Annotated in this window: 13 protein-coding genes and 2 pseudogenes; 10 read left to right on the top strand and 5 right to left on the bottom strand. The window is 61.3% G+C overall.

Going from position 1 to position 13426, the window contains the following annotated elements:
• Positions 1 to 299 precede the first annotated feature (299 nt).
• The 9 genes and pseudogenes from ACVWYI_RS30540 (at position 300) to ACVWYI_RS30500 (ending at position 9761) form a co-directional block, all read left to right on the top strand.
• Positions 300 to 1700 carry an amidase gene (locus ACVWYI_RS30540; protein ID WP_247341517.1) on the top strand — a complete coding sequence of 467 codons (1401 nt, stop codon included), beginning with the start codon at positions 300 to 302 and terminating at the stop codon, positions 1698 to 1700.
• A 17-nt stretch (positions 1701 to 1717) separates the two neighbouring features.
• Complete coding sequence (locus tag ACVWYI_RS30535; RefSeq protein ID WP_247444020.1) at positions 1718 to 2713, top strand: acetamidase/formamidase family protein; 996 nt, start codon at positions 1718 to 1720, stop codon at positions 2711 to 2713.
• A 34-nt stretch (positions 2714 to 2747) separates the two neighbouring features.
• Complete coding sequence (locus tag ACVWYI_RS30530) at positions 2748 to 3989, top strand: urea ABC transporter substrate-binding protein (protein WP_456664018.1); 1242 nt, start codon at positions 2748 to 2750, stop codon at positions 3987 to 3989.
• A 99-nt stretch (positions 3990 to 4088) separates the two neighbouring features.
• Positions 4089 to 4955: an ABC transporter permease subunit gene (locus ACVWYI_RS30525; protein WP_247444019.1), complete on the top strand. Its 867-nt coding sequence runs from the start codon at positions 4089 to 4091 to the stop codon at positions 4953 to 4955.
• Between the two features lie 12 nt (positions 4956 to 4967).
• A pseudogene (locus tag ACVWYI_RS30520) lies at positions 4968 to 6042 on the top strand (branched-chain amino acid ABC transporter permease).
• A gap of 2 nt (positions 6043 to 6044) precedes the next feature.
• Positions 6045 to 6764 carry an ABC transporter ATP-binding protein gene (locus ACVWYI_RS30515; protein WP_456664017.1) on the top strand — a complete coding sequence of 240 codons (720 nt, stop codon included), beginning with the start codon at positions 6045 to 6047 and terminating at the stop codon, positions 6762 to 6764.
• A complete protein-coding gene (locus tag ACVWYI_RS30510; protein WP_456664016.1) occupies positions 6754 to 7464 on the top strand; it encodes an ABC transporter ATP-binding protein in 711 nt (236 codons plus the stop codon). Before ACVWYI_RS30515 ends, ACVWYI_RS30510 begins: the two co-directional genes overlap by 11 nt.
• Before the next feature lie 46 nt (positions 7465 to 7510).
• Positions 7511 to 8272 (top strand): SDR family NAD(P)-dependent oxidoreductase, encoded by a 762-nt coding sequence (locus tag ACVWYI_RS30505; protein ID WP_354104718.1) that lies wholly within the window; start codon positions 7511 to 7513, stop codon positions 8270 to 8272.
• 85 nt (positions 8273 to 8357) lie between these two features.
• A complete protein-coding gene (locus ACVWYI_RS30500) occupies positions 8358 to 9761 on the top strand; it encodes an amidase (RefSeq protein WP_456664015.1) in 1404 nt (467 codons plus the stop codon).
• A 400-nt stretch (positions 9762 to 10161) separates the two neighbouring features.
• Here ACVWYI_RS30500 and ACVWYI_RS30495 read toward each other — a convergent pair whose 3' ends face one another.
• The 5 genes and pseudogenes from ACVWYI_RS30495 to ACVWYI_RS30475 all read right to left on the bottom strand — a co-directional run.
• Complete coding sequence (locus ACVWYI_RS30495) at positions 10162 to 10533, bottom strand: tripartite tricarboxylate transporter substrate-binding protein (protein ID WP_456664014.1); 372 nt, start codon at positions 10531 to 10533, stop codon at positions 10162 to 10164.
• 5 nt (positions 10534 to 10538) lie between these two features.
• On the bottom strand, positions 10539 to 10859 hold the full coding sequence (locus ACVWYI_RS30490) for a tripartite tricarboxylate transporter substrate-binding protein (protein ID WP_456648957.1): 321 nt from the start codon (positions 10857 to 10859) through the stop codon (positions 10539 to 10541).
• Positions 10807 to 11115 (bottom strand): hypothetical protein, encoded by a 309-nt coding sequence (locus ACVWYI_RS30485; RefSeq protein WP_456664013.1) that lies wholly within the window; start codon positions 11113 to 11115, stop codon positions 10807 to 10809. The genes ACVWYI_RS30490 and ACVWYI_RS30485 overlap by 53 nt, the downstream gene beginning before the upstream one ends.
• 16 nt (positions 11116 to 11131) lie before the next feature.
• Positions 11132 to 11515: an SMP-30/gluconolactonase/LRE family protein gene (locus ACVWYI_RS30480; protein ID WP_456664012.1), complete on the bottom strand. Its 384-nt coding sequence runs from the start codon at positions 11513 to 11515 to the stop codon at positions 11132 to 11134.
• A gap of 115 nt (positions 11516 to 11630) precedes the next feature.
• Positions 11631 to 11834: pseudogene (locus ACVWYI_RS30475) on the bottom strand (SMP-30/gluconolactonase/LRE family protein); the annotation flags it as partial.
• A gap of 952 nt (positions 11835 to 12786) precedes the next feature.
• On the opposite strand from ACVWYI_RS30475, the gene ACVWYI_RS30470 reads away from it, so the two are divergent.
• The gene (locus ACVWYI_RS30470) at positions 12787 to 13275 is read left to right on the top strand and encodes an arsenate-mycothiol transferase ArsC (RefSeq protein ID WP_456664011.1); all 489 of its coding nucleotides are present in this window, start codon (positions 12787 to 12789) and stop codon (positions 13273 to 13275) included.
• Positions 13276 to 13426 lie beyond the last annotated feature (151 nt).

Genomic DNA, 13426 nt, shown 5'->3' with positions numbered 1-13426 from the left:
CGTTGACAACGCGATGGGCAGGTCCTTAGACTTTTCTCCTACAGGGTGACCTGTCGAACCTCGCGTGCGCCGATCTGGCCGATGACGTCCAGCTCCTTGCACTAAGTGCTTCGTTCGATCACGGACCCTAAAGCGACAGATCATAGCCGCGGCATTTGAGCCATTCGTCACCTCATTCGGGAGGGACGGGTGGCTTTTTTCGTTTGCCGCCGGGAAAGCTGGCGATGCGTCCGCGTAGCCAGAACAGTGACGCATGTGCGAGACGGCGATGTGTCATGTGAGCGGGAGGATGAAGAGCGATGGCGGAAACGGATCTCCACTATCTCGGGCTCGTCGACATCGGGCGAAAGATCCAGGCGAAGGACCTGTCGCCGGTCGAAGCGACCAAGGCGATGCTCGGGCGGATCGAGAAGCTCGACGGCAAGCTCAAGAGTTTCGCGCATGTGATGGCTGACTCAGCGCTTGCCGACGCCGCCGTGGCCGAGAAGGAAATCGCCTCCGGCAAGGTCAAAGGACCGCTGCATGGGGTGCCGGTGGCGGTCAAGGATCTCTGCTGGGCCAGGGGCGCGCCTGCCGCGCACGGCATGACGATCCATCACGATTTTCGTCCGACTGAGGACGCAACGGTGGTTGCGCGGCTGAAGGAGGCCGGCGCAATCATTCTTGGTAAGCTGCAGCAGACCGAAGGAGCTTACGCCGATCATCATCCGAAGATTGATCCGCCGAAAAATCCGTGGAACGCGGATCTTTGGCCCGGCGCATCCTCGAGCGGTTCCGGCGTCGCTACCGCGGCTGGCCTCTGCTTCGGCTCGCTCGGCACCGATACCGGCGGTTCAATCCGCTTTCCGTCAGCGGCCAACGGCGTCACCGGGCTTAAACCGACCTGGGGACGAGTCAGCCGCTACGGCGCTTTCGAACTTGCGGCGACGCTGGATCACATCGGCCCGATGGCGCGGAGCGCTGTCGACTGCGGCGCAATCCTCGGCGTCATCGCGGGGCAGGATCCCAGGGACACGACGTCGGTGCCGCTGCCTGTGCCCGACTATCTCGCCGGTCTCTCCGGCGACCTGCGCGGTGTGACGATCGGCGTCGACCGGCGCTGGACCAGCGAAGGAACCGATGGCGATGCGGCGAAGGTCCTGACCGAAGGGTTGCGTGTGGCGGCCGATCTCGGCGCGAAGATCAATGAGATCATTTTCCCCGATCCCAAGGCGGTCATCGACGACTGGTTCCCGCTCTGCGGCATCGAGGTCGCCGTCGCGCACGAAGACACCTATCCGGCGCGCAAGGACGAGTATGGCCCGGCGCTCGCGGGTCTGCTCGATCTCGGCCGGCAGCAGTCCGGCATGGACTACCAGAAGATCGTGCTTCGCCGCGAGGCATTTCGCGGCGCGGTCCGTGTCCTGTTCGAGACCGTCGATCTCGTCGCGGTGCCGGCACAGGCGTTCGCCGCGCCCACGCTCGCCAAGATGGCAGCGCTCGGCGAGGACGCCTCGCTGATCGGCGGACTGCTGCGCTTCACGTGTCCATTCGACATGACGGGAAGTCCGACCGTGACGCTGCCCGGCGGGTTCGCGGCGAATGGCGGTCCGGTCGGCTTCCAGTTCGTTGGTCGTCATTTCGACGAGGCCGGACTTGTGCGGGCGGGCGACGCGTTCCAGCGCGTCACCGACTGGCACAAACGTCATCCCGGGGTCTGAGTTGAGGAGCTGATCACATGTCCGAAGACTGGTTGAAGACATCAATCATGACCAAGCGCGCGGTCGCCAAAGGCGCGACTGGCGCGACGCATAGCCTGACGATCGAGCAGCAGGGCGGCTTCCATTATGTCTACGGCCCCTATGCCAAGCCGACCCTGTCGATCGACCCGGGTGGGATCGTTGTCGTCGAGACGGAAGATGCCTTTGGCGGCGTGCTCACCAGCGAAAGCGACAGCCCGACCGCCAAACTGAATTTCCCCTATCTCAACCCGCAATGCGGACCGATCGCCGTCAAGGGCGCCAAGAAGGGCGATTGTCTCGCGATCTATATCCGCGACGTCGAGACGCGGGGTGAACAGCCGGCCGGTACGACCTGCATCATTCCGGAATTCGGCGGGCTGGTCGGAACAAGCTCGACGGCGCTGCTCAATCCGCCGCTGCCGGAACGCGTAAAGAAACTGCATGTCGACAGGAACGGCATACGCTGGAACGACAAGATCACGCTGCCCTACGAGCCGTTCATCGGAACCATCGGTGTCTCGCCGGAGATCGAGGCCATCTCATCGCTTCAGCCTGATTACCACGGCGGCAACATGGATCTGCCCGACGTCGCGCCAGGTGCGATCATCTATTTTCCGGTGCATACCGATGGCGGGATGCTCTACGTCGGCGACTGCCATGCGACGCAAGGCGACGGTGAGCTCTCCGGCGTGGCGCTGGAGCAGCGCGCCACCGTTACATTGCAGGTCGACCTGATCAAGAACTGGAGCTTCGCCTGGCCCCGGCTCGAGACTAAGGACTTCATCATGACGATCGGCAGCGCGCGTCCGCTCGAGGACGCGGCGCGTATCGCCTATCGTGAGCTCGTGCGGTGGATGGCGGCAGATTACGGCTTCGATGAGATCGACGCCTACATGCTGCTCAGCCAGACGGGCCGCATGCGCCTCGGCAACATGGTCGACCCCAAATACACGATGGGAGCATCGATCCTGAAGAATTACCTCAAGCCATGACATCCAGCCGCTTTCAAAAACAGGGGACATCACGATGAGTTCAGGACGTAAGCTCGGAATCGTTTTGCTCGGCGCCATGCTTGGTACAGCTGCGGTGATGAATGTTGCACGCGCGGCAGAGCCGCCGTTGAAAGTGGGGCTGCTCGAGGACGTATCCGGCGATCTCGCCTTCATGGGCATGCCGAAGCTGCACGGTTCCCAGCTGGCCGTCGAGGAAATCAACAAGAGCGGCGGCATCCTGGGGCGGCAGATCGAGCTGATCCACCTCGATCCGCAGGGCGACAACGCCCGATATCAGGAATTCGGCCGCCGTCTGCTCAATCGCGACAAGGTCGACGTATTGATCGGCGGCATCACTTCGGCCTCGCGCGAAGCGCTGCGTCCGATCGTCGACCGCACCTCCACGCCTTATTTCTACACCAACCAGTATGAAGGCGGTGTCTGCGACGCCAGCATGATCAGCATGGGTGCGGTGCCTGAGCAGCAGTTCTCGACGCTGATACCGTGGATGGTCGAGAAGTTCGGCAAGAAAGTCTACGTCATCGCCGCCGACTACAATTTCGGTCAGATCTCGGCAGAGTGGAACCGCAAGATCATGAAGGATCTCGGCGGTGAGATAGTGGGCGAAGAGTTCATTCCGCTCGGTGTGTCGCAGTTCGCGCAGACGATCCAGAACATCCAGAAGTCGAAGCCGGATTGGCTGCTCACGATCAATGTCGGTGCCGCCCAGGATTCGTTCTTCGAGCAAGCCGCTGCCGCCAACCTCAACCTGCCGATGGGGTCTTCGATCAAGGTCATGCTCGGCTTCGAGCACAAGCGGTTCAAGCCGCCGGCGCTCAACAACATGCACGCAACCGCGAACTGGTTCGAGGAAATAGACACGCCTGAAGCGACCGAGTTCAAGAAGCGCTGGCACGCGAAATTCCCCGACGAACTCTACATCAACGACATGGGCTACAACGCCTATAACGCTCTCTACATGTACAAGGCGCTGGTCGAGAAGGCGAAGTCGATCAAGCTCGACGACATGCGGAAGGTGATCTCCAGTGGAGACGCCTGCATCGACGCCCCCGAAGGCAAGGTCTGCATCGATCCGAAGAGCCAGCATACCTCGCACCGCATGCGCCTGATCTCGGTCGGGCCGAAGCACGAAGTGAAGGTCGAGAAGGACTACGGGACGATCCAGCCCTACTGGCTTGGCGAGATCGGTTGCGATCTCACCAAGAAGAACGACAAGGATCAGTACACCCCGAGTCATCTCCCCAAGAAGTCGTGACGTCCGGCGGGCACAGATCTTGCTCGTGTTGAGTGTCACGATCTTGAACAAGGCCGGCGCCGCAACGATGGGGCGCCGGGATCGGCAAGGGGGATCAAGATGTCGGCTGAAGTATTCTCCCTGTTCTATCAGTTCGCCGACGTGTTTGCGTTCCTAATTCTTTCGGCCGCAGGCCTCGCCATTGTGTTCGGCATGATGGGCGTCATCAACATGGCCCACGGCGAGTTCATCATGTGTGGTGCCTATGTGACGGTTGGCCTTGTGAATCTCGGTGTGCCGCTCGCGATTGCCCAGATGCTGGCCGCGCTGACGGCGGGGCTCATCGGTGTCCTCGTCGAGTTCCTGGTCGTGCGGCGTTTCTACAAGCGGCCGCTGGATTCGTTGCTCGCGACCTGGGGGCTCAGTCTCATCGTGACGCAATCGATGCTCCTGATTGTCGGGTCTGCCGTACGGGGGATCGGAACGCCGGAGGGAAGCTTCGCAATCGGCGGTTATTCGTTTTCGACCTATCGTCTGGTGCTGTTCGGTTGCGCGGTGGCCGTGCTGGGCGGTCTCTACATCATCTTCATGAAGACGCGGTTCGGAGTGATCGCCCGCGCGACTATGCAGAACGCCGCGATGGCGAAGGCGCTGGGCGCGCGCACAGGCCGCATCTATGCGATCAGTTTCGGGATCGGCACCGGCCTCGCCGGGCTCTGCGGGGCGCTCTACGCGCCGACCATGACGCTGATTCCGACCATGGGTGCGACATTCGTGGTCGAAAGCTTCGTCACCGTCGTGATCGGAGGAGCGAACGTGCTGCTTGGAACGGCGCCGGCCGCGGTCTTCCTGGCGATAATCCGAATGGCGCTGAACGCGAGCTATGGACAGATCATCGGTCAGATCGGCATGCTGGTGGCTGTCATCCTGATCATTCGGGTGTTGCCCGAAGGGCTCTCTAGCGTGCTGGTCCGCCGTGGGCGCTAAGGGGAAATGTTGATGTTCAAGCTGCTGGAAGGCCCACAGACGCTCGGACGCGGCAAGATCTTCTGGTCATGCTTCCTCGCCGTGCTCGCGGGTGCGCTGACTTATCCGCTGTTCGCCGATTCCTACGACGTGGGCAATTTCGCTTACTTCCTGATCTGGATCTTCATGGCGCTCGGCCTCTGCCTGATGTGGGGCTATGGCGGCATGCTGTCGTTCGGCCAGACCTTGTTCTTCGGCATCGCCGGCTATGGCTATGGCGTGCTCGCCATCAACATGGGCGGCGGCACTGCGACGATCGCCGCACTCGTGCTCTCGGTTGTCCTCGCGATGTTGGCGGCTGGGAATTCTCGGCTACTTCATGATCTGGGGTGGGATCAACGGCATCTTCTTCGGCATCGTGACGCTGTCCGCGACGCTCGTGCTTGCCTTCTTCCTTGGTCAGACCGCAGGGCCGGAATGGCACATCGGCCCGGCGCGGTTGAACGGCTTCAACGGCATGAAGGGCATGGACCCGCTGACCGTGGGTGACTTCTATATCGAGGGATCGGCGCTCTATTACATCATGATCGCGCTGATCGTGATCGTCTATCTCGCGCTGCGCATGCTGGTCAATTCGGGGATCGGCAATGTCATCGTGGCAACGCGCGAAAATCCCCAACGCGCGGAGATGCTGGGCTATGACGTCCGGAAATACCAGCTGCTGACATTCGTGATCGGCAGCGGCCTCGCGGGCCTCAGCGGCGCACTCTACACGTCCTGGGGACAGTTTATCACGCCCTCCAGTATCGGCCTGCCGGCAGCCGCGATGCCGATCGTGTGGGTGGCCTTCTCCGGGCGAAACGATCTGACGGCGACCCTGGTCGGGTCGTTCCTGTTGCTGTTCGGCTTTCAGACAATCACGGTCTACAGCCAGCAGGCCGCGCTGGTGCTGATGGGCGCGCTGCTGCTCGCCACTGTGATGCTGGCGCCGCAGGGCTTTGTGCTCGGAATTGGCAAGCTTGCCGCCGACTGGTGGGGTGCGCGCCGACGGCGCGATGATGGCGCCGTCGCGGAGGAGGCCGGTCGCTTACAGCCGGAAGAATCCTGAACATGGCGCTGCTCGAGGTCAAAGGCGTATCCAAGCGCTTCGGCGGATTGACCGCTGTCTCCGATGTCGATCTTACGGTCAACGCGGGCGAGGTGCACTGCCTGATCGGTCCCAACGGTGCCGGCAAGAGCACGTTGTTCAAGCTGATCGTGGGTCTTTACCCACCCACCCAGGGCAGCATCCTGTTCGATACCGTCGACGTCACCGCCGAGCGTCCATATGCGCGGGTGCAACGGGGCATGAGCATCAAGATGCAGGCTCCGAGCGTGTTCAAGGAACTTCCGGTCCGGCAGAACATTCAAATCGCGCTCCAGGAGCGATTGTCCGGGGCGGAACGCATCACAGAGGAGGATCGCCTGCTGACGCTGCTCAATCTCGGCCCGGACAGCGAAAAGCTCGCGGGGGCACTGTCGCACGGCCAGCAGCAATGGCTTGAAATCGGGATGGCACTGGCGCTGAAGCCGCAGCTCCTGTTGCTGGACGAGCCGACCGCCGGCATGTCTCCCGAGGAAACCTTCAAGACCGGGGATTTGATCAAGTCGTTCAATGCCGAAGGCATGACTGTGCTTGTCGTCGAGCATGACATGGCCTTCGTGCGCCAGGTCGCCCAGCGCGTCACGGTGCTGCATCTCGGCAAGATATTTGCGCGCGGCAATCTCGAAAACATCCTGCAGGACGAGAAGGTCGCGGAAATCTATCTCGGTAAAACCCATGCCCACTGATCGGATTCTTGACGTATCGGAACTATGGGCGGGATACGGCGCGACGCCGATCCTGCAGGGTGTCACCATGTCGGTCTCGCGCGGCGAGATCGTCGGCGTGATCGGCCGTAATGGGGTCGGCAAGTCGACCCTGATGCGGTGCCTGATCGGCCTGCTGCAGACTTGGCGCGGCACGATCAGCTTCATGGATCAGGACGTCACAAAGCTCGAAGCCGACGCGCGGGCGAGGGCGGGCTTCGGCTACATCCCGCAGGGGCGCGACGTCTTTCCGCAGATGACCGTTGAGGAAAACCTCCAGGTCGGCGAGTTGATCGGCGGTCCCGACGGTAAGAAGCTGCCGGAGCTCGTCTATGAGTATTTTCCGCGGCTCAGGGAACGCAGGCGGCAGGTCGCGGGGACCATGTCGGGCGGCGAGCAGCAGCAGCTCGCCATCGGCCGCGCGCTGATCGGCAATCCATCCTTGATGATCCTGGACGAACCGTCTGAGGGCATCCAGCCCTCGATCGTCCAACACATCTGCGGGGCGCTGAGATCGTTCCGGAACGAGCTCGGCACTACGATCATCTTCGTCGAGCAAAATCTCGACACGATCCTGGCGATCGCCGAGCGTTGTTACATCATGGAGAAGGGCAAGATCACGCAGTCGCTGGCAGGCGGCGAGGTCAACGAGCATAATGTCCGCGAGCAGCTTCTGCTCTGAACGGCCACGTCGCACGTTATAAGTCGTCAATAGGGAGGGAATGGACATGGATCTGGGACTCAAGGGAGCAAAGGTTCTCGTTACCGGCAGCACCAGGGGCATCGGCAAGGCGATAGCCGACACCTTCGCGGCGGAAGGCGCAGATGTCGGCATCTGCGCCCGCAACCAGGCCGACGTCGATAGTGCTGTCACCGCGATCAAGGCGAAAGGTGTTGCGGCGTTCGGCGGTTCCGTCGACGTCTCCAATGGGCCGGCGCTCAAGGTCTGGGTCGAGGATATGGCCTCGAAACTTGGCGGGATCGATATCGTCGTTGCCAATGTCAGCGCGCTGTCGATTGGGCAGGACGAGGAGAGCTGGGAGAAGGAGTTCTCCACCGACATGATGGGCACGGTGCGGCTGGTCAATGCGGCGATGCCGTATCTTGAGAAGAGCAAGGCCGCTGCGATCGTCACCATCTCCAGCGTGTCGGGCCGCGAGGTCGACTTCGCCAGCGGCCCCTACGGCACGTTCAAGGCTGCGATCATCCATTACACGCAGGGGCTCGCCTTCCAGCTTGCCGGCAAAGGCATCCGCGCCAACTCGGTCTCTCCCGGCAACACCTATTTCGAGGGCGGTGTCTGGAATCAGATCAAGGACGGCAATCCCGAACTGTACAACACCGCGCTGGCGCTCAATCCTACCGGCCGCATGGGAACGCCGCAGGAGATGGCGAACGGCGCTGTGTTCCTTGCCAGCAAGGCGGCGAGCTTCATCACGGGGACCAACCTCGTGGTTGATGGTGCCCTCACGCGCGGCGTGCAGTTCTAGGCGCATCTCGAGCAGCGTAGTCACGAGGCCGGCCGTCTGCGGCGCCGGTGAGCGAAGCCATTTCCGACAACAGCAGGGCTGTCAGATGTCAGCGGATCCAATTCACTACAAGTCGATCACCGAACTCTCCGAGCTGTTCCGCCGGGGTGAGCTCCTGCCTTCGAAAGTAACCGAGGCCATGCTGAGCCGGATCGCGAAGCTCGATAGCAAGTTTTACGGTTACGCGCTCGTGCTTGCCGAGCGGGCCATGGCGCAAGCGAAGCGCTGTGACGCAGAGCTTGCCAAGGGCGTCTGGCGTGGACCATTGCATGGCGTGCCGATCGGATTGAAGGATCTCTGCTACACCACGTTCGCACCGACGGCAGGCGGCACTACGATCCATGCCAAGTTCGTTCCGTCCTTCAATGCGACGATCGTGGACCGGCTCGAGCACGCCGGCGCCGTCACTCTTGGCAAGCTCAAGATGACCGAGGGCGCCTATACCAGCCACCATCCGAACGATCAGGCGCCGCTCAATCCCTGGGGTGTCGATTACTGGGTCGGCTCCTCGTCAAGCGGATCGGGCGTGGCGACCTCGGTGGGGCTCTGCTTCGGCTCGATCGGCAGCGACACCGGCGGCTCGATCCGGTTTCCGTCGGCGACCTGCGGATTGACCGGCATCAAGCCGACCTGGGGACGCGTCAGCCGCCACGGCGTCTTTCCGCTGGCGGACTCGCTCGACCATGTCGGGCCGATGTGTCGAAGCGCTGCCGACGCGGCGGCCATGCTCGGCGTCATCGCAGGTGCCGATGTCAACGACCCCACGGCCCTGCAGGCGCCGGTGCCGAACTATCTGGCCGGCATCGGTGACGGCATCCGGGGCGTACGGATCGGCGTGGACCGCAGCTACACCCAGGACGGGATCGATCCGCAGGTGGTCGCTGCGTTGCTGGAAGCCGAACGCACGCTGGCAGCGCTCGGTGCCGATATCCGCGAGGTCAAGTTCCCGGCCTACGAGAAGCTTGTCAGCATGTGGATCCCGATGTGCTCGATCGAAACGGCGGAGGCGCACCTGGAGACCTATCCGTCGCGAAAATCGGAATACGGCCCCGATCTGGCGCAGCTGATCGAGCAGGGCAGGCCGATGAGCGGTATCGAGATCGCGCAGATCCATCATGAGCGACTGAAGTTCTGCGGAAGTCTCGCCGCCTTGTTCGGCGATATCGACTTGCTGCTGATCCCCACAATGCCTGTGCCGATCCCGACGCTGACCAAGATGGCCGAATACGGTGCCGATCCGAACGTGCTGCTCAGTATCCTGCGCTTCACCGCGGTGTTCGACTTCTCGGGCAGCCCCACTATCACGCTGCCGAACGGGATGGCGTCGGACGGCCTGCCGCTCAGCATGCAGCTGGTGGGTCCGCATCTGTCCGAGGATGTGCTTGCCCGCGCTGGTCATGCCTTCCAGTCGGTAACGGACTGGCATACCCGGCGCGCGGCCATCGAATGAACGGGGTCACGGAATGATACCAAGACGCGCGCGCAATCTCCTAGCCTGCGGAGTCGACTGGCAGATAGGGCTCATTTAGCGAGTCCGACACGAAAGTTGGGTTGGTGAGCCCAGCAGTCAGTCGGCAACCGATATGGCTTGGTCGCAAATGAAGGCAGTTCGCGAACTGATAAGGAAATAGCCGAAAGCTTATCAGTGGTGGCCGGGCGTAGATAGGGTGACCCCGTCGGCCCATCTAGCAGGCTTGAGTTGTCGAAAGTCAGCTATGGCCATGAGCGGAAGTCGGATCGAACCGCATATCGTCGATCTCAGCGGATGCCTGGGTAGGTTTTTGGGGAGCCCGAGAGAGCCCGGACGCCACCGGAATTCAATGACTTCCTGCCGTCAGTAGGACTTGCAGTCAGTTACGGATTGGCGTAGGCGGCGCGCTCCGATCGACTGAATCTCGCTCGCAAGCGGCTGCAACCCGTTCGTCATATCGTCGAGACGCTTGCCATTCGGCTCCGGCTATGAAAGCGAGCACTGGAGCACCACCGGCTGAGCTCTTGATGTATTCGGGATCGTTGAGGCTCTCGGCGATCGCGGCTTGCAGCTTCTTTGCGATGTCATCGGGCGCCCCCTTCGGCGGCGCAAAGCCGCGCTCGGCGGTCGTGATGACGGGAACGCCGGCTTCCTCGGCCGTGGGTACGCCGGGCAATGATGAGGAACTAGGCTTAGACAGGATTGCGATAGCCCGGAGCTCTGCTTTGTTGGTACCGTGAAGCTTAGGCACTTTGCTCAGGCTGACCAGATGGCCGCTGCCGTTCCGCGATAGGAAATCTCATTCGGCTCGACGCCGGCCGCCTTTGCGAGCATGCAGATGGCCAGATGTCCGTTCGTGCCCGCGCCGTTATGGCCGAACGTGACCGAACCCGGCTTCTTGCGCTGCGCGTCGAGCACGCTTGCGAGGGTCGTGAACGGGCTGTCATTGCGAACGACGATCACGCTGGGATCGTCGACCACGCGCGCAACCAGACGGATTTCGTCCCATGGTGTACTGGGTCTTTCATCGGCAGAAAGTTGTAGCCGGGGACGTTGACGACCCGATCGCGTAGGCATCGGGGACGGCGCGCGCAATCGCTGCGACCGCGATCTCGCCGCCGGCACCGGGCTTGTTGACGACGACAAATCTCGCGTTCCCGCCAAGTCTTTTCTCGACGAAGGGAAGAAGCTTGCGGGCCATCACGTCGGTCTCGCCACCCGCGGCGAAGCCAACGACGACTTCGACCGGGTTGTCGTCGGGCGATGCGGCCCAGGCCGTCCCCGACGCGGTCAGGCCAAGAATCAGAACTACCGTCTGCACCGTCCAGAACATGAAGGTTATCCTTTCGCTATCGATGCAACGCCATCAACCGACCGGCGACGGGAAGGCGCGCAACCAGGACACAGCCGCTCTCGGATTCAGTGATGTAGAGGCTCTTGTTGTCGAGACCGCCATAGGCCACGTTGGTGGTGGCGAGCCCTTCGCAGGAGCGGATCCGATAGAGCGGCTCGCCCAGGCGGCTGAAAATCCAGTCGGTACCAAGACCGGCGTGAGCAATGGCAAGGTTGTCCTGCTCGTCTATCGCAAGGCCATCGGGCCCGCCGAGGCTCCCGGACAGTTGAATGAAGATGCCGACCTTCGATGCCGTGCCGTCGGGCATCAGCGGTATCCGCCAGATCGCATTGCCCCTTATGGCGGCCACGTAGAGGATGTGTTCGCTGCCGTTGAGCACGAGGCCGTTCGGGCTGCGGACGTTGTTGACGATCTGGTCGAGCGTTTCCGTCCACGCGCAGGCGATAGACGCGACCGGTCGGGTCGTGCATGCCGGTCTGGCCCTGGTCGGTGAAATAGATGTCGCCATTGCTGGCAAGGACCAGGTCGTTGATGCCTTTGAAACGCTCCGACCAGCGCCGCTCCCGCATGGACGTGACCTTGCCGCTGGCTGGATCGAGCGTCATGAGCCCATAGCGATAGTCCGTGATGACGATCCGCCCGTCGCGCGCGATCTTCAACCCGTTCGGCTCGCCGTCGTACGCCGCTTGGAATGGCATTCAACTGGGACACACCACTGGTGAGCGGCCTTGTGGTCACGGCGGGCGGAGTTGCTTTCACCGGGGCTATGGACGCGTATCTGCGGGCCTTCCGCCTCGACTTCGACAAGCAATCGGTGACGCCAGCCAAATCGAGGCGGTAAAGACGACGGAGCCCGGTACCGGGCCATCGACCTCATCCGATTAATTCTAGACTTAAAAGGTCGTGGAGTATCTCCGAAGCTCTGAGTATCCGAGCCGCGTCACGGGACGCTGGCAGTATAGTCTGGCCCCGTCCCGCAGGTTGGATTCACGCGAAACGAAGTTGCTCCGACGCGAGAGACTTCGGCCCGCTAAGAGCAGCCGACTACTTCGCTTCGTCCTCGTCACTCTCGATCAACCAGCGAGTTTGCACCATGATGCTTTTATTCGCCGCGGCGATGTAAATTCCATTTCAATCATCGATTTAATCGTGTTATTAGAATCAAGTAGATTGGCGCAAGTTTGGGATCATGCCTCTTTATCCTTCTATTGTGCCCATGCGGATCTACGTGATTTGGTACGATATAAGACCATCCTGTCATTTATATTGGAAGTTGCCATGTCGGTCGATTGTAATCGCGCTGTTGAATGGGATGGAAAGGTTCTGACTGGTTTGGTGGTTGTAAATGGGGTGCCCACCAAGGTGACTGCGGACCGAGCCACTATCCATGCGTATGCCACAGGGTTTAGCGATGCGCTTACCTGGGAGATTGATCGCTTTCGGTCGCAAATCTTCGAAAAGCTGATGCCATTCTTCATTCGACAGAATAGCTGACGGTGCGGTATGGCGCCCGCGGCGCCTTCGCCAAGCTTTCGGCCAGCGATGTTACAGGAGATAAGCTGGTGATCGTTGGGTCGAGGAGATTGGCGCGATTCGAGATAAACTCACGCCTCCAGCCATGATCGAACTTCCATTTCCTGGTGTCTCGGAATGACTGAAAACTGCAAATGGGTTCTTTTCCTTTGTACGGGCAACTACTACCGCAGCCGGTTTGCGGAGGAACTGTTCAATCACCTTGCTGAACAAGAGGATCTGCCCTGGCGAGCATTCTCCAGAGGCTCTTCCGAGAGGGGGGCGCTTGAGAACACCGGTCCCATCTCCGGCTTTGCACTCGAGAGGTTGCAAGCCCTAGGAATTAGCCCGAAGGGCGCTGATAAATTTCCGCAGGCGTGCAGTTTAGCTGACTTCAGTCGAGCAGATGTCGTCATAGGATTGAAAGAGGCTGAGCATCGATCGATGATCGAACGCCACTTTCCGGCTGTGGCGGACCGGGTCCTATATTGGCAAGTGGACGATATCGATGTCGCCCAGCCCAGCGATACCCTGCCGCACCTGACGCAAATGGTCACGAACTTGATCGCTATATCGCGACAACCAGCGGTCCTGAAGGGGCATGCCGAAAGCCTGCGGAAAGAATAGCGGGAGGCGCGGACATCCCCGCTCCGTCATAGCGCCACCTTCATCCGCGTGAGGCAGATGGTTGTTCTATTCGTTCGCCGAAAGGGCATGGCAGAGCCGTCAGCCCCTGTCCGCATCGACAGCGAAGCAGCCTGGATTGGCCCTCATGGCA

This window comes from Bradyrhizobium sp. LB13.1, assembly GCF_054056815.1.
The sequence above is the reverse complement of the archived record's forward strand: the minus strand, read 5'-3'. Positions and strand labels throughout refer to the sequence as shown.

Coding starts and splice junctions, on each gene's coding strand:
- ACVWYI_RS30540 (WP_247341517.1), top strand. CDS start 300: ATGGCGGAAACGGATCTCCACTATCTCGGGCTCGTCGACATCGGGCGA.
- ACVWYI_RS30535 (WP_247444020.1), top strand. CDS start 1,718: ATGTCCGAAGACTGGTTGAAGACATCAATCATGACCAAGCGCGCGGTC.
- ACVWYI_RS30530 (WP_456664018.1), top strand. CDS start 2,748: ATGAGTTCAGGACGTAAGCTCGGAATCGTTTTGCTCGGCGCCATGCTT.
- ACVWYI_RS30525 (WP_247444019.1), top strand. CDS start 4,089: ATGTCGGCTGAAGTATTCTCCCTGTTCTATCAGTTCGCCGACGTGTTT.
- ACVWYI_RS30515 (WP_456664017.1), top strand. CDS start 6,045: ATGGCGCTGCTCGAGGTCAAAGGCGTATCCAAGCGCTTCGGCGGATTG.
- ACVWYI_RS30510 (WP_456664016.1), top strand. CDS start 6,754: ATGCCCACTGATCGGATTCTTGACGTATCGGAACTATGGGCGGGATAC.
- ACVWYI_RS30505 (WP_354104718.1), top strand. CDS start 7,511: ATGGATCTGGGACTCAAGGGAGCAAAGGTTCTCGTTACCGGCAGCACC.
- ACVWYI_RS30500 (WP_456664015.1), top strand. CDS start 8,358: ATGTCAGCGGATCCAATTCACTACAAGTCGATCACCGAACTCTCCGAG.
- ACVWYI_RS30490 (WP_456648957.1), bottom strand. CDS start 10,859: ATGCCTACGCGATCGGGTCGTCAACGTCCCCGGCTACAACTTTCTGCC.
- ACVWYI_RS30485 (WP_456664013.1), bottom strand. CDS start 11,115: ATGTTCTGGACGGTGCAGACGGTAGTTCTGATTCTTGGCCTGACCGCG.
- ACVWYI_RS30470 (WP_456664011.1), top strand. CDS start 12,787: ATGACTGAAAACTGCAAATGGGTTCTTTTCCTTTGTACGGGCAACTAC.